At 46.2% G+C, this 17,457-nt stretch carries 21 protein-coding genes; all 21 read right to left on the reverse strand.

Going from position 1 to position 17,457, the window contains the following annotated elements:
- Nucleotides 1-16: 16 nt before the first annotated feature.
- Nucleotides 17-289: a flagellar biosynthesis protein FliQ gene (gene fliQ, locus DSBG_RS03090; protein ID WP_068962762.1), complete on the reverse strand. Its 273-nt coding sequence runs from the start codon at nt 287-289 to the stop codon at nt 17-19.
- A 35-nt stretch (nt 290-324) separates the two neighbouring features.
- Nucleotides 325-1,038, reverse strand: a complete 714-nt coding sequence (gene fliP / locus DSBG_RS03095) for a flagellar type III secretion system pore protein FliP (RefSeq protein WP_242877394.1) — start codon at nt 1,036-1,038, stop codon at nt 325-327.
- 53 nt (nt 1,039-1,091) lie between these two features.
- On the reverse strand, nt 1,092-1,559 hold the full coding sequence (fliO, locus tag DSBG_RS03100) for a flagellar biosynthetic protein FliO (RefSeq protein WP_068962764.1): 468 nt from the start codon (nt 1,557-1,559) through the stop codon (nt 1,092-1,094).
- 1 nt (nt 1,560) lies between these two features.
- Nucleotides 1,561-1,908: a response regulator gene (locus DSBG_RS03105; RefSeq protein ID WP_491005700.1), complete on the reverse strand. Its 348-nt coding sequence runs from the start codon at nt 1,906-1,908 to the stop codon at nt 1,561-1,563.
- 30 nt (nt 1,909-1,938) lie between these two features.
- Entirely contained in the window at nt 1,939-3,207 is a 1,269-nt protein-coding gene (fliY, locus tag DSBG_RS03110) for a flagellar motor switch phosphatase FliY (RefSeq protein ID WP_068962766.1), read from the reverse strand.
- Nucleotides 3,200-4,195, reverse strand: coding sequence for a flagellar motor switch protein FliM (fliM, locus tag DSBG_RS03115; protein WP_068962767.1), 996 nt, complete (start codon nt 4,193-4,195; stop codon nt 3,200-3,202). The genes fliY and fliM overlap by 8 nt, the downstream gene beginning before the upstream one ends.
- 112 nt (nt 4,196-4,307) lie before the next feature.
- A complete protein-coding gene (locus DSBG_RS03120; RefSeq protein WP_068962768.1) occupies nt 4,308-4,739 on the reverse strand; it encodes a flagellar basal body-associated FliL family protein in 432 nt (143 codons plus the stop codon).
- A complete protein-coding gene (locus DSBG_RS03125; protein WP_009623985.1) occupies nt 4,736-4,948 on the reverse strand; it encodes a flagellar FlbD family protein in 213 nt (70 codons plus the stop codon). Before DSBG_RS03125 ends, DSBG_RS03120 begins: the two co-directional genes overlap by 4 nt.
- A 19-nt stretch (nt 4,949-4,967) precedes the next feature.
- The gene (locus DSBG_RS03130; protein WP_068962769.1) at nt 4,968-5,417 is read right to left on the reverse strand and encodes a flagellar FliJ family protein; all 450 of its coding nucleotides are present in this window, start codon (nt 5,415-5,417) and stop codon (nt 4,968-4,970) included.
- Nucleotides 5,418-5,428: 11 nt separating this feature from the next.
- Nucleotides 5,429-6,736, reverse strand: a complete 1,308-nt coding sequence (fliI, locus tag DSBG_RS03135; RefSeq protein ID WP_068962770.1) for a flagellar protein export ATPase FliI — start codon at nt 6,734-6,736, stop codon at nt 5,429-5,431.
- A complete protein-coding gene (locus DSBG_RS03140; protein ID WP_068962771.1) occupies nt 6,693-7,520 on the reverse strand; it encodes a FliH/SctL family protein in 828 nt (275 codons plus the stop codon). The genes fliI and DSBG_RS03140 overlap by 44 nt, the downstream gene beginning before the upstream one ends.
- Nucleotides 7,504-8,508: a flagellar motor switch protein FliG gene (gene fliG, locus DSBG_RS03145; RefSeq protein WP_068962772.1), complete on the reverse strand. Its 1,005-nt coding sequence runs from the start codon at nt 8,506-8,508 to the stop codon at nt 7,504-7,506. Before fliG ends, DSBG_RS03140 begins: the two co-directional genes overlap by 17 nt.
- The gene (gene fliF / locus DSBG_RS03150; protein WP_068962773.1) at nt 8,509-10,107 is read right to left on the reverse strand and encodes a flagellar basal-body MS-ring/collar protein FliF; all 1,599 of its coding nucleotides are present in this window, start codon (nt 10,105-10,107) and stop codon (nt 8,509-8,511) included.
- A gap of 98 nt (nt 10,108-10,205) precedes the next feature.
- Nucleotides 10,206-10,541, reverse strand: coding sequence for a flagellar hook-basal body complex protein FliE (gene fliE / locus DSBG_RS03155; protein WP_068962774.1), 336 nt, complete (start codon nt 10,539-10,541; stop codon nt 10,206-10,208).
- Nucleotides 10,542-10,548: 7 nt separating this feature from the next.
- Nucleotides 10,549-11,043, reverse strand: a complete 495-nt coding sequence (gene flgC, locus DSBG_RS03160; RefSeq protein WP_068962775.1) for a flagellar basal body rod protein FlgC — start codon at nt 11,041-11,043, stop codon at nt 10,549-10,551.
- 3 nt (nt 11,044-11,046) lie between these two features.
- Nucleotides 11,047-12,225: a protein-glutamate methylesterase/protein-glutamine glutaminase gene (locus tag DSBG_RS03165; protein WP_068962776.1), complete on the reverse strand. Its 1,179-nt coding sequence runs from the start codon at nt 12,223-12,225 to the stop codon at nt 11,047-11,049.
- On the reverse strand, nt 12,209-12,655 hold the full coding sequence (locus DSBG_RS03170; RefSeq protein WP_068962777.1) for a chemotaxis protein CheW: 447 nt from the start codon (nt 12,653-12,655) through the stop codon (nt 12,209-12,211). The genes DSBG_RS03165 and DSBG_RS03170 overlap by 17 nt, the downstream gene beginning before the upstream one ends.
- 204 nt (nt 12,656-12,859) lie before the next feature.
- Nucleotides 12,860-15,073 carry a chemotaxis protein CheA gene (locus DSBG_RS03175; protein WP_068962778.1) on the reverse strand — a complete coding sequence of 738 codons (2,214 nt, stop codon included), beginning with the start codon at nt 15,071-15,073 and terminating at the stop codon, nt 12,860-12,862.
- 551 nt (nt 15,074-15,624) lie between these two features.
- Nucleotides 15,625-15,993: a flagellar protein FlaG gene (locus DSBG_RS03180; protein ID WP_083236705.1), complete on the reverse strand. Its 369-nt coding sequence runs from the start codon at nt 15,991-15,993 to the stop codon at nt 15,625-15,627.
- Between the two features lie 126 nt (nt 15,994-16,119).
- Complete coding sequence (locus DSBG_RS03185; protein WP_068962780.1) at nt 16,120-17,199, reverse strand: glycosyltransferase; 1,080 nt, start codon at nt 17,197-17,199, stop codon at nt 16,120-16,122.
- Between the two features lie 57 nt (nt 17,200-17,256).
- Nucleotides 17,257-17,454 carry a YjfB family protein gene (locus tag DSBG_RS03190; protein ID WP_068962781.1) on the reverse strand — a complete coding sequence of 66 codons (198 nt, stop codon included), beginning with the start codon at nt 17,452-17,454 and terminating at the stop codon, nt 17,257-17,259.
- Between the last annotated feature and the right edge of the window lie 3 nt (nt 17,455-17,457).

Here is a 17,457-nt window from a genome sequence, read left to right on the forward strand (position 1 = left end):
GCACATCGCGCCTCGCTTACTGGCTTCCAAACGTCACCAATTGGGTTAACAAATTTGTTGTATACGCCGTCAGTACCGATAGCATCCACGGACCCAGCATTAGAAGAATGGCAACCACTGCGACTACTTTAGGAATAAAGGAAAGCGTCTGCTCTTGGATTTGCGTCATTGCCTGAAAAATGCTAACCAGAAGACCGACCAACAAACTCATCCCAAGGATAGGCCCTCCCACAAGAAGCACGGTGCCTACAGCTTCCTTAGCCATATACAGTACTTGATTTTGACTCACCGCCGACAGTCCCCTTTCTGTACTAGTCCACTCTTCTAATGAAAACTGGTCACCAGCGACTGAACCACTAGATGCCACCCGTCAACTAACACAAATAATAGCAATTTAAAGGGCAATGAAATCATCATAGGGGGAAGCATCATCATTCCGATTGACATCAGTGTACTGGAGACAATCATGTCGATGACGATAAACGGAATAAATATCGCAAATCCCATTTGAAATGCCGTTTTCAACTCACTTATAACAAAGGCCGGAATGAGTACATACGTCGGAACTTCCCGATAGGTTTTAGGGCGCTCCATTTTAGATAAGCCCACAAAAAGCTCCAAATCCTTTTCCCGTGTCTGTCTAAACATAAAATTTCTTAAAGGCTCTTCTGCTTTGGTCAAAGCCTCCGTCTGGGTGATCTGATTCTTCATATAAGGCTGAACTGCATTCGTATTAATCTGGTTCCACGTCGGAGCCATCACAAAAAAAGTTAAAATCAGTGCTAATCCCGCCATTACCTGATTCGGAGGAAGTTGCTGAGTTCCCAGTGCATTACGCACAAAGGACAGCACGATGATAATCCGGGTAAAGGAGGTCATCAGCATGAGAATAGCCGGAGCCAAAGACAACACCGTCATAAGCAGCAACAGCTGTATAGACGTACTAGTTTGTTGAGCCGCCGAGTTTCCCAGATCCAAATTCAGGCCTGCCGCCCAGACCGTATTGGGATTTGCCAGCATCCCCAACCCAAGCGCCATAGCAAAGGGTATCCCGATTGTGAAGAGTTTCGTTAAACGGCTTGGAAAAGACATTATTTTTCCACCTCATTAAGCAAACGTTCCAATTCCGTAGAAAAAGACTCCTTCTTTCGGGAAGGTCTGACCACAAGTTTTTGTAAGCTATGGGCCCATCCTTCCACTCTTTCTGTCGGACGCATCGCAATCTCTTGCAGAATTTCAGCTGCAACGGCCGGATCATTGATCTCACTGATTTTCACCAAGTTATGATCCGATCCCCCGAGAACTTGTAGTTGTCCTGCAATCTCAACGAGGTAGAGGCTCTGCGTGCCACCTAACATCTGTCGGTCGAGAACCCTTACCCACGGCGCGTTCATATTCCGACCACTCGCCCGATTAAGGCGACGGATAACCCAAAGGGACACGAGTAAAATAAGGAAGAAAATCAGCAATGTTCCCAGTAGCCCCCACAATGAGAAATTTGACTGCGCAGCGGCTGGAGCCGCACTAATTGAAGGAAGCTTTTGGTCTTCGTTGAACATACTACTTCAAAGCCTTCGTAACAGCCTCAACCACACGTTCCGCTTGAAAGGGCTTAACGACGAAGTCTTTGGCTCCGGATTGAATCGCTTCAATAACCATCGATTGTTGGCCCATGGCACTGCACATGATAACACGTGCTTTGGGATCCCGTTTGCGGATTTCTTTTACTGCTTGCAGACCATCCATTTCCGGCATGGTAATGTCCATAATCGTCAAGTTCGGTTGCAATTCGATATACTTCTCTACAGCCACAGCCCCATTCTCAGCTTCACCAACGACGGTAAACCCATTCTTGGTCAAAATGTCTTTCAGCATCATACGCATAAACGCGGCATCATCAACAATCATTACTGTATCACTCAACTCAGTTGGCCTCCTTTATTTAAGAGAATTCATCCGTTCCATTGGATGCACGATATCGGTAATGCGAATTCCAAATGTCTCATTTATGACAACAACTTCACATTTAGCGATCAACTTGCCATTGACAATCATATCGACAGATTCACCGGCCAGGCGATCGAGTTCAATGACTGAACCTGGACCCATTTCTAGGATTTCTTTAATTGTTTTTTTGGCTTTTCCCAATTCTACGCTGATTTGTAACGGAACATCTAAAATCAAACTCAGGTTGTCCGGCTGTACTGGCGGGTGTCCTGGTTGAAGAGGTGCAAACTGGGCCGGTTGAACGGGTGTCGTAGGCCCAGGAGAATAATTTGATGGCGGTGGATAATAGCCGCCTTGAGTATTGACCTGTGGCATCCCATAAGGAGGGTAGCCGTCCGATGCCGCCGCATAAGGCGGTGTTTCATAAACGGGTGGCGTAGATTGCGGTGGAGTTTGATAAGTTACCTGCGCAGGTTGGGAAGGTACAGCAGGTTGCGCAACCTGAGCCGCTGGAGCGGCCGACGAGTCACCCGACATCACACTCATTAACTTGTTGACCATCCCTTTAGCCACACTGAGCGGGATTACTTGAATAAGAATGCTGTCAATGACTTCTTCTACAACCATCCGAAAGGAAATCCGCACGAGCGGCTCATTGGCAGACAGGAAACCCCGAATGACATCATCCTCCAGCGACAAGTCATTGAGCACTAAATTAGGTGGAGTAATATCTACCATGGCATTAAACATGGTCGACATAGAGGTGGCCGCTGACCCCATCATCTGATTCATGGCCTCAGAAATTCCGCTAATTTGAAGCTCTGAGAGTTCTGAGGATGGATTTTTACCATCGCCCCCCATCATCAAATCAACAATTACTGAACCGTCTCGTTGGGAAAGAATCAAAAGATTCGAACCCTCTATGCCAGCCTTATATTTGACATCACAAATCACGGAAGGGATAGGATAATCCTTGCGAATCTGATCTGAGGACGTCAGATCAACCTTTGGCGTGGTAATGTCTACCTTTTTGCCCAGGAGCTGGGATAACGTTGTTGCAGCAGTGCCCATTGAAATATTAGCAATTTCTCCAAGGGCATCTTTTTCTATCGCATCTAAAAAGTCTTCTATTAATGGCGTCTCTTGAACCGGTTCCGAAAACACCGCTGAATCCGGTTCTTGAACCTGATCTGGATCAGGTTCAAGCGTACCCCGAAGCAAGGCGTCAATCTCTTCCTGGGAGAGCATACCGTTACCCATCTTGTTCCCCTCCATCCTTTACTATTTCCGTAAGCTGAACGGCGAGATGCTCTCCATGAAGTCCTGGGACGGACTTAAATTTCATGAATTCCCCTACATAAATCGGGAGTGGATCATTGACAGATTGATTGAGCGGGATCACATCTCCCTTAGCCAGGTCAAGGAGATCTCGAACGAGGATTTGCGAGTGTCCCAAAAACGCAACCATATCTACTTTCGCCCATTCGATTTTTCGCCGTATCGCTTCTACCTGCTCCGGAGAGGTGATCTTTGCTTGAGTGGAAAAGAGGAAGAACGTACTAAGCTTATCTAAAATGGGCTCAAGGACGAGATAGGGCATGCATATGTTAATCATCCCAACTGCTTCACCGATCCTTACTTCAAGAGTTACGAGCAAAATCATTTCGTTTGGAGCTACAATTTGGGTAAACTGAGGATTGATCTCCATGGCCATAAACTGTGGTTTAAGCTGGTAGACCTCTGCCCATGCCTCTTCTGTTAGATCAATGATTTGGGTCAGACGGTGTTCGACAATGGTTCTTTCAATTTCCGTTAAATCCCGGTTCTTTTCCGCACCTTGCCCTTGCCCTCCTAAAAGACGATCTACTACGGTGAAAGCCAGCGTGGGGCTCATTTCCATCAGAACTGTCCCCTCCAACGGATTCAAAGAGAAAAGACCTAAGACAGTGGGGTTGGGTAGAGAACGAATAAACTCATCATACGTAATCTGTTCAATTGAAAGCACTTTGCTTTCAATGACAGAATGCAAGTGTCCGGAAAAGTAAGTAGTCAATCCACGACAAAAATTCTCGTAAATGTTTTGGAGGGAGTGAATCTGATCCTTGGAAAACTTATTCGGACGCTTAAAATCATACACTCGAATCCGCTTTTGGGTCTTGGTTGTTTTCATTTCCTCCGCATCAACTTGCCCGTCGGACAGTGCACACAGCAGAGCATCGATTTCTGCTTGCGACAAGACGTCCCCCATAGAATCCCCCCTCTCATATCGATATTCGATGTTCGTGTTTCGATGTTCGAATCCAAGAACCACAACTTCGATATTTGTTTTTCGAACCACGAACCGAGACGATTATATCCGATTACTGATAAACTAAGGACAAAAATAAGACATCCGTTATTTTGTTATCCCCGACTTCGTTAAGTTGCTTAATTAACTCTTCTCGCAATTTTTCCCGCCCATCCAAACTTTGCACATCAGCAAGGGATTTGTTTGATAAGACCGTATTGACCCGGTCTTTCAAAAACGCATCCTCTTCCTTTAAACGTTGCTCTGATTTCGTATCTGTTACTTCAACGGTAATGGTCGTCTTTAGATAAGCTCCCCCTTGCAAATTTACTGTAAAATCGCCGATGGGCAAAAGTACTCCCACTTCCTTCGGTTGGCTTCCACTCAATGTACTTTGTCCGTAAGTTTTGAAGATAAACTTTTGAGCGCCAACTGTCCCTCCTACACCAAGAACCAAGCCCATGAGCAGGACGAGGATCATAAAGATGAGAGACTTTCGGTTCATGAATTTGCACACTCCTCTACTTTACTAATCTGGCGACAGCGCCGATGAAATTCAGCAACCCGCTCAATAAGAACTTCAACGGGCTCGGAGACCACGAATTTATTTCCTCCGGTTAAGGTTATGACCGTATCCGGGGTTTCCTCCATCATTTCAATCAGGTCAGGGTTTAAAGCAAAAGATTTGCCATTTAAGCGAGTGACATAAATCATAAATTCGCCCTCCTTTATCCTAGAGTGATTTATTTTGCTGACGCCAGTGAAGAACCTGGCCAGTTTCATCCAACAGCTTCTGTTCCTTCTGCAACTCTGCCGCCAAGAAGGCCTTAACTTGTTTCTCCTTAAGACGTCGGAATTTCTCGACCTGACGATGCGCTTCCAATAATCGGTGGCGCACATTCTCTACAACCCGTTCTTGCTCTATCCGGTCTGATTCACATTGCCGCAGCCTCCGCTTTTGCTCTAACACAAAGATTTGCCACATTCCTAAATCTTCAGGCCGATGTCGTCCTGCGTCCCGTTGCCCCTCTTCCGCCTCATTAAAACGTGCTTGTTGAATCCTGCAGGCTTGGACACAGAGCTCCAAACGCTGCACCACTTGGGCATACTCCCTCTGAGTCATTTCTAAAGCCTGTTCAGCTATTTGGAGGCTTGCTTCCAAGCGAAACCGAAATCGGGCCATCGTTTCACTCCTTATGCTGGCCTAATAATCTCCCGCATCTGCTTTAGCATCTCTTCAAAACCAGCGTGTTCGTCCACCCCTTGCCGTGTAAACGTCTGAATACGGTCCATATGCGCAATGGCAGCATCAATCTTAGGATTACTTCCCGACGTATATGCCCCGATATCAATCAAATCCTTCGCCTCACGGTAAACCGCCAAATGGCCTCGCACTTGACTGGATAAGGCCTTGTGCTCCGGACTAATGACATCATTCATAACCCGACTAACGGATTGCAATATATCGATAGCTGGAAAAGTATTCTGCATGGCTAGTTCCCGGGTTAAGACAATGTGCCCATCCAGAATCCCTCGAACTGAATCCGCTATGGGTTCATTGTGATCATCTCCATCGACTAACACCGTGTAGATCCCGGTAATACTTCCGGTTTCTGCCATGCCTGAACGTTCCAATAGTTTCGGCAGAAGAGCGAAAACGGAAGGAGGATATCCCCGAGTAGCCGGAGGTTCACCAACCGTGAGCCCCACTTCCCGCTGAGCCATAGCAAAGCGGGTCACCGAATCCATCATGAGCAGTACATTTTTACCCTGATCTCGGAAATACTCAGCAATGGCGGTCGCAGTAAATGCGGCTTTCAAACGCACAAGTGCTGGTTGATCTGATGTCGCCACGATGATCACCGAACGGGCTAACCCCTCAGGTCCTAAATCTTTCTCAATGAAATCCCGCAGTTCTCGGCCACGTTCCCCAACCAAAGCAATGACATTAATTTCGGCAACTGTATTTCTGGCCATCATCCCGAGTAAAGTACTCTTCCCTACCCCAGAACCCGCAAAAATCCCCATCCGCTGACCCCTGCCAATGGTTAGTATTCCGTCAATCGTTCGTACCCCAACACTGAGTACATCCTGAATTCGAGGACGCAATAAGGCATTAGGTGGTTTGTTTTGCAGAGGGTACACCGTTTCGGTCAGCAAGGGGCGCCCATCCAGAGGATTTCCAAGTCCGTCAAGGATCCGACCGAGTAACCCTGGCCCTACCGGCACCGTTAACTTTTCTTGTTGGGGTAGCACACGATCTCCTGGAGCAATTCCTTCGAGTTCTCCCAGCGGCATGAGCAGGGTTGTTGAATCCCGAAAGCCGACCACTTCAGCCGGCAACGCAATTCCGCCTCGTGTGACGATATGGCAATATTCCCCAACGCTAGCCCTTGGACCAGCTGCTTCGACCATCAAACCCACGATCTTAGAGACTCGTCCCTGAGCCGAGATCGAATCAGTTTGTTCCACTGTCGGAATTAATCGATTCCAAGCTGCCATGTTCGAGCTCCTCTCGTAAGATATGTTCCAATTTATCTAATTGAGCTGCGAGCCGCGCGTCAAAAACTCCTTCCTGACATTCCAGGAAACAATCTCCCTGATTTAGAGACTTGTCCATAACCCACGGGCAAGGGGGTAAACTGCCCTCGGGCAATTTTTCAAGCCAAACAGCATCTTCCGTAGCCACATGAAGTCTCCACCCTATACGTTCCTGGGGCAGCAAAGTAAGGGCCCGAATGATTTCTACCAAGCGCTGGGGTTGAACAGTTATGCTGGAGCGTACTAAGCGTTCAGCGATTTTCAGCGCCAGCTGGAGTAAATCCTCATCGACCTTGGCGTATTCTTCTTGGACTGCTTGCTGAGCCAACCGGAAGAGTTTGTTTACATTTTCAGACAAGCGTTTTCCCTCTGCTTCTCCTGCCGCAAAACCTGCTTGATATCCTTCCGCCTGTGCAGTCTCCACAACTTCCTGGCGCAAACGTTCCAGGTCAGCTTGTGCCTGAGCATGCACTTCCTGAGCACGACTTTCTGCCTGAGCAAGAACTGCCTGGGCACCCGCTTCAGCCTCTGCTAAAATCACGGCTACCTTCTTCAGCGCCTCTTCTTCGTACACAGAAGTATCCAGCCATTCGGGGTGGACCGGATTTTGCTCCTCAACTTCTTCGGTTAGCACCGTTAAAAACGCGTCCAGCTGCTGAAACCCTTCAGTCCACTCCACTATTCGTGGGGTAGACACCTCCACATCATAGTTTTTGACAACGCGTCCTTTAGTAAATGATCTCATCGCTACCTCCTCTAGAAATGACAATTGCGCCACTTTCTTCGAGCTTACGAATCACCTTCACAATGCGTTGCTGAGCTTCTTCGACATCACGCAACCGTACTGGACCCATGAATTCCATATCGTCTTTGAGCATCTGACCTGCCCGCGAGGACATATTGGCCAGGATCTTTTGCGCCACTTCAGGGTTGGATCCCTTCAAGGCCAGACCCAGGTCCTTGGTTTCCACTTCACGTAAGACCAACTGAATGCCACGGTCATCCAGCATAACGATGTCTTCGAAGACAAACATCTGCCGCTTAATCTGTTCTGCTAACTCAGGATCCTCCATCTCCAAAGTATCCATGACCACTTTTACTGTTCCAGGATCTGCGCGGTTGAGGACATCCACGATGCTTTGTATCCCACCCGATGTCGTATAATCGGTAGGAGCCAAACTAGAGATCTTGCGCTCTAAGACCTTTTCAATCTCCTTAAGCACTTCCGGACTTGTTCGACCCATCGTCGCGATGCGTTTCGCCACATCAGCCTGTCGTTCTGGCGTGATGCTAGCAAGTAAGGTTGCCGCTTTATCCGCGGGAAGGTGGGTCATAATCAGGGCAATTGTTTGAGGATGTTCACCTTGGATGAATGAAAAAAGCTGTTTGGGGTCTGTCCTGCGTACCAGATCAAATGGTCGCATCTTCAAAGAGGAGGATAGACGACTAATGATCTCAAACGCCCGCGTTTCTCCAAGTGCCCGTTCCAGCACTTCCCGCGCGTATTCCATGCCTCCCTGAGAGATATAATCATTGGCCATGCACATCTGATGGAATTCTTCCACGACATAGTCCCGCTGTTCCGGTGAAATCTTACCAACATTAGACATTTCTAGGGTTAACTGTTCTATTTCTCCCTCAGCAAGGTGCTTTACCACCTGAGCGGAATTCTCTGCACCTAAGGCGATCATGAGAATCGCAGCCTTTTGGATTCCCGATAAAGCCAGCGCCATTTAACTCTCCTCCGATAGCCAGGTTTTCATAAGCCGAGCAACTTCATCCGGGTTATTTCGCGAATATAGTTCGACAGCCTCTTTGGTTTTTTGCTTCTGAGTTTCCTCGACTGTCTTCAAATTTTTCTGGGCCATTCTTAACTTTGCCTCTTCCTCAGCAGACTGTTGGGCCATGAGAAGTTCTGCGTCGGCAAGGGTCACGAGCTCAGGGCCGTTTAGTCCCAGCATTTTTTCAGCGCGCGCTTTCTTCGAACGGTTTCGGAGCATCACTAGGAAAAACACTAGGCCAACCGCTGCAGCTGTTCCCATCTCAATATAATAGATGAGCTGCTGCCGTTTCTGAGCATTCTCCATCGCCAGCTTTTCCTGCTGCAAATCTGTTTTATTAAAGGGGATAGCGGCCACTTGAATCTGATCTCCCCGGGTTTGGTCAACCCCCGCTGCAGAACCCACAATCGTTTTAATTTGATCGAGCTGGGCCTGAGTAACAGTGTCAGCATCTGCCATCACCGACACAGAAAGATGTTTTACAGCACCGGGGCTAACCACTTGCTCCTCTTGAGTAGTATCCACCTGATAGTTTTTGGTAACATCCGACTTGGTGGATGTCGCATTGACCCCCGAGGCTCCCGTTGCATACGTCGGGGCCCCATTTGCTGTCACTCCTGGAGTGCCTCCTGCAGCTGTACCCGTACCATTGGTAGTATTTTCTGTGGAACTCTGCTCACTCACCACAGCTCCGGGTCCATTCGTCTGCTTTGTTCGTTTAATTTGATCGAAGTCCAACGCCACATTGATTCGAACGACAGTTTTGCCCACACCCAACACTCGATCTAACATAGTCTGGACTGATTTTTGAATGTCCTCCTCAACTGTTTGCTGAAGTTGATATTGGGTTCCTGTGAGACGTTGAGGATCACTGCTTTTCCCTAAAACGTCCGATAAGACATTTCCGCTCGTATCCACAATCGTCACATTCTCCGGTTGCAGTCCTTCTACCGATCCTGCCATAAGATTGGCAATGGCACGTATCTGATCATCACCGAGTTTTGTGCCCGGAGCAAGTTTTACCGTCACCGCGGCTGTTGCCGATTTTTCACTATCGATAAATAGTGACGGTTCAGGTATCACGATATGTACGCGCGCATCTTGTACCCCATTCAATGTCTTTAACGTATTCTCTAATTCATTCTGCAGTCCGAGAACATAACGCAATTTTCGATCAGCGTCCGTCTCTCCAAGGTGCATGGTATTTAAGCTATCAAAACTGAATTTGCTTTGTTCAGGCAGCCCTGCACTGGCCAGCTGTAAACGAATATCAGCTGACGACTGTTGAGGCACTGTAATGGTCGAACCATTATCTTGCAGCTTATAATCTACTTTCAAATCTTTCAGTTTAGTCGTTATTGCTGCCGCATCCGTGTCACTGAGTTTCGTGAAAATCGGGACATATTGTGGAGTTCCCGCCCAAGTGATCAAGTAAACTAATGCACCAGCCACCAAAAGAGGAGCAATTACCGTAATTATTTTCTGTGGGCTAGAAAGCTTGTTCCAGAATGTTTTTACCGACTGTTGTATTCCGGCCCAAGAAAAATCCATTTTTCGCTCCTCCTCTCTTTAAAACTTTTATTTTTTTTATAATTGACCCACCAAAAAATGCAACTCGAAACGTATTTATAAAATAACACCTTGACTCCTTACATTTGCATACGCATTACTTGGTTATACGCATCTAACGCTTTATCGCGCACAGATACCGTCAAGGACAGAGACAAACTTGCTTTTTCTAAAGCCACCATCACCTCAGACATATCTTGAACCTTACCGGTTGCGAGTTGCATGCTAGCGGTATCTGCATTCTTTTGTAAAGCATTAACTTGGCTTAAGGCATCGTTTAAAAACTTGGCAAAATCCGTCCCAGCCTTTTGAGCTCCATCTCCAGAACTGATGTCGGGCTTACTTTCAAGGCTTGCAGAGGTGATCGGGTTCGTTGCCCCTAGGGGCATAATGGGTACTATTGGCTGGATACTCATTTAAGCATTACCCCTTTCCAATCTCTAAAGCTTTAGATGCCATTGACTTGCTAGCGTTGAGAGCCGTCACATTCGCTTCATACGCCCGAGAAGCCGAAATCATATCCACCATTTCCGTTACAATATTTACGTTCGGTTGACGGACATAGCCTACGGGTAAACCCGGCTCAGCCACTTTAACTGCATCCGAAGAATTGGGATCATATTCTAAGCGAAAAGGGTCTTGGGCATCCGAAATTTGATCAATTCTTGCCACTTGGACTCCATTCCCCACATTTTGGCCCTCCAGGGTTTTCCCGAGGACACTAGCAAACGGTGTTTCCGGGGGACGCGGGACAAATGTGGCAACTTGTCGACTATAGGGAATGGGGTTTCCCGCAGGGGTCTGTTCTCCTGTACGGGTGGTATTAATATTAGCGATATTGTTGGCTACGAGATCCATCCGCAAACGCTGAGCGGTTAAACCGGAAGCACTGATGTTTATTGCGCCGAAAAGACTCATGATTTATCCCCTCCTCATAACACATTCCACGATCGTTCGTCCAATCTCCCCGAGCGGTATAATTCTGTCTGCTAGGCCAGCATCCACCAAGGTTTTGGGCATCCCGTAAACCACACAAGTCTCCTCCGACTCAGCAATCGCAAATCCCTCTAAAGCCTTGACTTCTTTCATGCCTTTCGTACCGTCATTTCCCATTCCGGTCATGACCACCCCCAGGGTTCCTTTGCCAACTTCCTTTGCTAAAGAAAGAAACATGACATCCACTGAAGGATGATACAGCGTAGGTATGGGGGCTTCAACTCCAATATGCAGAATCAGCTGCCCGGACTTGCGTTGAACCTGCAGTTGTTTGCCGGCAGGGGCTACATAAACCGTTCCCGCTTTGAGAACTTCACCGTGTATCCCTTCCCTAACATTTAACGGACTGAGTCCATTCAGACGTTGAGCCAGCGGTCCGGTAAAGCCCGCGGGCATGTGTTGAGCGACAAGCACCGGAACGGGAAAATTAGCAGGCAAGGCTGGCAGGACAGCTTGTAAAGCAGAAGGCCCTCCTGTAGACGTACCAATGGCGACAATTTCAACCGCATGTTTAGGTAACAAGCTCATCTTTCCCGTGCCAGAAAGGCGCGGGCCAGGTCCTAAAGAGGTACCCGCCGTTGAAACCGAAGCCATTATCTTTGTCCCAGTTGTTTGAGTAACAGCCGCCGTGGTTACGGGTGCTCCTATTGAGGATGAGCTTAACCCCTTGCGCCCAAGACGTGCAGGATTTACATTGGCTGCTGCTTTTACTTTTTCCACCAGATCACGCGAAAGTGCCTTTAGGTCAGCTCCCGGACTACCTGACGGTTTAGCCACAACATCAAATGCCCCTAGATCAAGGGCCTTCAAAGTGGCCTGCGCTCCTTCCGTCGTCACCGCGCTCAAAATAATGACGGGTGTTGGCTGCCAGCGCATAATCTCATCTAACGCCTGAAGTCCATCCATGACCGGCATCTCAACATCCATCGTCACAACTTGAGGACGAAGAGATTGGAGTTTCAGAATTCCATCTCGTCCATCTCGCGCAACGTCTAAAACTTTAATACCCGGGTCTTGATTGAGAATTTTTTGGAGAGTTAAGCGCATAAAGGGAGAGTCATCAACGATCAAAACCCCGATAGGTGGTTTAAGTGCTGAGCTCATGGCCTGTCTCTCCACCTATGATGTTATCTAGATCCAAAAGAATAAGCAGGCGCTCACCAATTTTCCCAACCCCACGAATAAACTGGGAGTCCATACTTAAAGCAACCTGCGGCGGCGGTTCAATGTCTACACTGTCTATGCGCAAGACTTCCGTTACTGCATCAACTCGAATCCCAAAAACTTTACTTTGAACTTGCAAAACGATAATCCGGCTCAGGTCGGTTTCTTCCACGCGAGTCATCCCAAAGCGGTTGCGTAAACTGACCACCGGAATCACATTTCCGCGCAAATTAATGACACCTTCTACATAACTCGGTGCTTTTGGTACCCGTGTGATAGGTGGAATGCGGATAATCTCTTGGACACGCATAATATCCACTCCAAATTCTTCAGATCCTAAGCTAAAGGTTACTAATTGTTCTTCAGCCATTGTTTATACCCCCTTTTCGATGTTCGTGGTTCGATATTCGTAGTTCGACCCAGGATTAAAAACTTGAAAGTTTTTAGGAACTTTATTAAGGTTTCTTTAATCGATGTTCGAAATTCAAGGTGATTGATCGAGATGAGATTTAAATCGTCCTTGAAAATTGACAAATTTTTACTCTTATTCGAACCACGAATATCGAATATCGAACTACGATTTGCGTGTAACTAAAACGTCTTGAATAAGTGAGCCAATATCCAGAATTAATGTCACTTTGCCATCTCCGAGAATCGTTGCGCCGGCAATTCCAGGCAGGTTACTCAAGAAATCGCCCAAGGACTTAATGACAACTTCCTGCTGTCCGCGCAGCTCATCCACGATGAGTCCCAGTGCTTTATCGCCAAAGCCCACAACGACAACAAAAACCTCACTGCTTTCGGTTTCTGGAGCAGGAAGACCAAATTTCTCTTGTAAAGAGATCAGGGGCAGCGTGTTCCCACGCAGTTGAACCATTGGCAACCGACCCACCGTTTTGATATCCATGCGATTGACCAACAGGGTCTCTAAAACAGAAGAGAGCGGAACTGCATAAATCTCTTCTCCTACTTCGACGAGAAGCGCTTGAATAATCGCCAAGGTCAGCGGCAACCGAATGGTAAACGTTGTTCCTAACCCTTGACGAGTCGTAATATCCACCATTCCGCCTAGATTATTTAGAGCCTTTTTGACAACATCCATCCCCACACCCCGACCGGAAATGTCGGTCACCTTTTCTGCCGTGCTAAAGCCCGGTAAAAAGATCAAGTTAGCAATATCCCGTTCAGAGAGTTCTTCCCTCTCAACAATTAAACCCTTAGATACTGCAATATTCCTGATTTTATCGAGGGGTAAACCAGCCCCATCATCAGAAATCAGGATAGCTATATGGTTCCCTTCATGATAGGCATCCAGCGTCACGGTGCCAAGTTCTGGCTTACCTGCCGCACGCCGTTCTTCAGGGGACTCAATCCCATGATCAACCGAATTTCGGATGAGATGCATTAAAGGATCTCCGATAACTTCAACCACAGTCTTATCCAATTCTGTGTCTTCGCCCTTTAGAACAAGTTCAATCTCTTTGCCGGTTTTCTTAGCGAGGTCACGAACCAAACGGGGGAAACGACTAAAGACGGTCCCGATCGCTACCATACGTAAACGCATGACACTCTCTTGCAGGTCGTTCATTAAACGGCCCAAATAAACGTTGGCCTCGTTTAAACTATTGACCATATTATCTGTTTGGTACTGAGCTTTCAAATCCAAACCAATCTGTACCAAGCGGGTCCGAGTAATAACCATTTCTCCCACAAGGTTAATCAGGTTATCCATCCGAACCGTATCCACTCGGATCGTATGTACTTGCGTGTTCCCTTCCCCATTGGTAATCCCGTCAGTAAGTACTGCAGAATCTGAACCTGTCCCTTTCGGTTCAACCATAGCTTTTTGACTAGGGATTGTCTTAAGAGGTTTCGCTTGTGTCACAGCTTTAGAGCTAATACTAGGCGTAGTCTCCAGTTCTGAAATAATTGTTTCTACGACCTCAGCCGTATCTTTAGTTGTATGCGCAGTTGTTTCAGTTCCCCCAATGCCATCTGGATAGGGGTGAATGACAACATCCACCAACTCAGAAATTTCTAATAGTTCTCTCCGCATCTCTGCAATAGGTTCATCACAAAGTACAAGAAGGGAAAAGCCTTCATCAGTACCAGCTTCCAAATCTTCAATGCTGGGAAAAAGCTTAACCACTGTGCCCATTCCTTCGAGCCGCTGAGTGGCCATGACCGCGCGAACTGCCTTCATGAGGGTATTAGGTGCAAGTTTCACATCCACTTGATAGATACCATACCCCATCATATGAGCATTATTAATCTTTGCACTTTCTGCCTGATCCAAGGAAAAATCCAGAGGGATAAAATCATTCTCCAATTTTTGTTCATTTCCTTGAACAGACTGTGAACTCGTCTGAGTGGGTTTTTCACCACTTATTAAGTCTTTCATTGAGGAGACTAAGTCTTCGTAGCCAAGGGTGATCTCCATTCGCTGCTCAACTTGAGCCAGCATCGCTTTGACGCGATCAGTTACTGCTAAAAGGATGTCAATCATTTCAAGCGAAACATCAATTTTCCCCTGACGCAAACGATCCAATAAATCTTCAGCAGCGTGGGTCATTGACACAATCGGTGTGAATCCCATGGTCCCCGAAGCACCTTTCAAACTGTGAGCTGAGCGGAAAAGATCGTTAATAAGCCCGATGTTCCCCCCTTCTTTTTCCAGTTGTAAGAGCCCTGCTCCGAGCTTTTCGATCTGTTCTTGGGAATCTAATAGGTAAAAATCTAAGAACTCCTCCAAATCCACCCCTTGATTTTTGTCGTCATCCTGGCTCATGATTTGCCACCCCTATCTTCCTCATAAGACATATATGAACTAGTTTGTGAGTTCCCTTTTAATGATACATTGCTTCAAATCATTCACATTAATTATGTAAGCTTATTAGTAAAAAGATATATTGTTACGGTTACATATTGTTACGATCCAATAAATTCGACACAATTACTTAAATTCCTCCAAAAACTCAGATGGATATCCTATAATCTTTCATTTTCTAATAGTAGCATCAAGTTGGTAATACGTATATAGTAAATCCGACAAAATCAGATTGGAAATTGTGAACAAAAAAAAACAGTAGGCCTCGATTAGCGTCCTGTTTGTTTCACATGCCAATTTGCGCCTGGAGCCTCCTTTTCAGAAAGTTCCCAGCTCAACACCATTCTAAATATTAACATCAATAAATAAAACAATATATGATTCATTCGCCACAATTCTTTAGGACTTTAGGGCAAATATCAAACAAGATGCCTAATTTGCATTCTGTTTGCTGTTTGTATTCGTTCCTATTGCTTTACCAAGCGCCTTCATGTTCGTTTTCAGACCCTCTCTTAGATTAGTTTATCAAACACCAAGCCAACCATATCGTTAAAAGTATTTAGAATATCTAAAGCCCGTTGAGATGGAATTTCATCCAGTAATTCCCCGTTTTGTTGATCGATTATCTTAACCACAACTCGTTGGGATTTTTCATCCACTCTGAACTCTAATCGCTTATCAATAATGCCCATGAGTCGGTTGAGCTTTTCGGCAACCTTTTCTACTTCCTCACGTGGAATCTCTTCGCGAGCAGAAGGAATTTCTTGCTTGCGATCGACAACCGGCCGAGGAGTCTCTTGAGACTGTTCCATTTTTTGTCCTGAAAACGTATCCATAGGTATCGTAGTAGACTGGGTATTCGGTTGAATGGGATTAATCATTCGCAAATCCCTCCTGTAAAATGTAATCAATAAAATTAGCGTAGACTGTTCAACTGAGAGCTGAACTCTCAAAATTTCTTTTTAATTTAATATCGCAAGCCAGCTTTAGAACTTTAACACCGAGAACTAAATTTCTCTAAGACGCTTAAGTGCTGCAGGATAATTTCCGCATTTTTGGTAGTAACTAATTGCTTCAGCCCGGTATCCCAAACACTCATATATCACAGCAATGTTATACTTTGGCAGATAAGAATTAATTCCTTCTATCTTCCCCTCTTTGTCACCTATACACCGCAAAAATCGTTCTATAGCCTGTGAAAATCTCCCGTTATTCATAGAAACAAGGCCTATTAAAAACTGATAATCGATTGAACCAGCATAATACTTCTCGTAGTTTATGAGACCTAGCGTTTCAGCATAACTTTCACAATTAATTAGGGCATACCCGTAGGTTTCAACCAGATTTTCCACGTATTCTAGGTGAAAATTCAACGGCAAGGCTAAAGCTTGTTTAAAGTAAGCGGCTGCCTCGCCATAGTTCTTGTCAAGATAATAGGTTTTACCTAATTGGTATAGCCCATAAGGATCTGTAGGACACTTCTCCAACTCTCGTTTCAAGAGGGCAATATTTCTGGCTGTTTTTTGAGTACGTTGAATTACCGCTGAGGTATAGCCTCTATGTTCTACCGTGATCTCCAACGGAACAGTAGAATAAGGACGCCCATCATTACTGACAAGCTGTTCATGAATAGCCCCTTCATAGTGAAACAGCTTGCGCTTAAAAAGGCGACTTATTCTCTCGTTTATCCGTTTCCCCTCAATAATATTAATCAGTTTGATGCGACCCACAATCAGATCTTCGACCGAGAGGAGAGTGCGAAGGGATTCTGTCTTAAACTCGGTGATGACTTCATCCGCATCCATCACTAGCACCCATTCATGAGACGCTTTCTCTAAAGAGAAGTTCCTGGCAGCAGCAAAATCATCCACCCAAGGAAAATCATAGACCTGCTGAGTGAAATTCAACGCGATCTCCTTCGTCCGATCTGTGGAGCCAGTATCCACCACGATGATTTCCTGAACATAAGGGCAGAGCTGGTGCAAGCTTTGCTCGAGTAACTCTTCTTCGTTCTTCACAATCATACATAGGCTTAGTTCCATTGCCACCACGCTCTTCCCTGAAAATGCTAATATAAATGAACACATTTACTCTCGAAATTTAATAAAGCCACTAGCTCGATATTCTAAACTAGTGGCGATTCCTTAGACCCGTACGTCAAACGTAGATCCTAAATTTGGCTGAATGGACGACTCCATAGCCTTCGTTGACTCGCCTGCTAGAGACGTTATTGAGTCACCTTGTGTCGCTTCAACACCCATCGCCATTTTCATGACCGAGATGCCCACCTGTTGCTGAACTTTACTTTGATTAAGCACAACTGACATAGCTGCTATATCCATATA

Origin of the sequence: Desulfosporosinus cupriresistens, assembly GCF_001707885.1 — a bacterium.
Classification (GTDB): Bacteria; Bacillota; Desulfitobacteriia; order Desulfitobacteriales; family Desulfitobacteriaceae; genus Desulfosporosinus.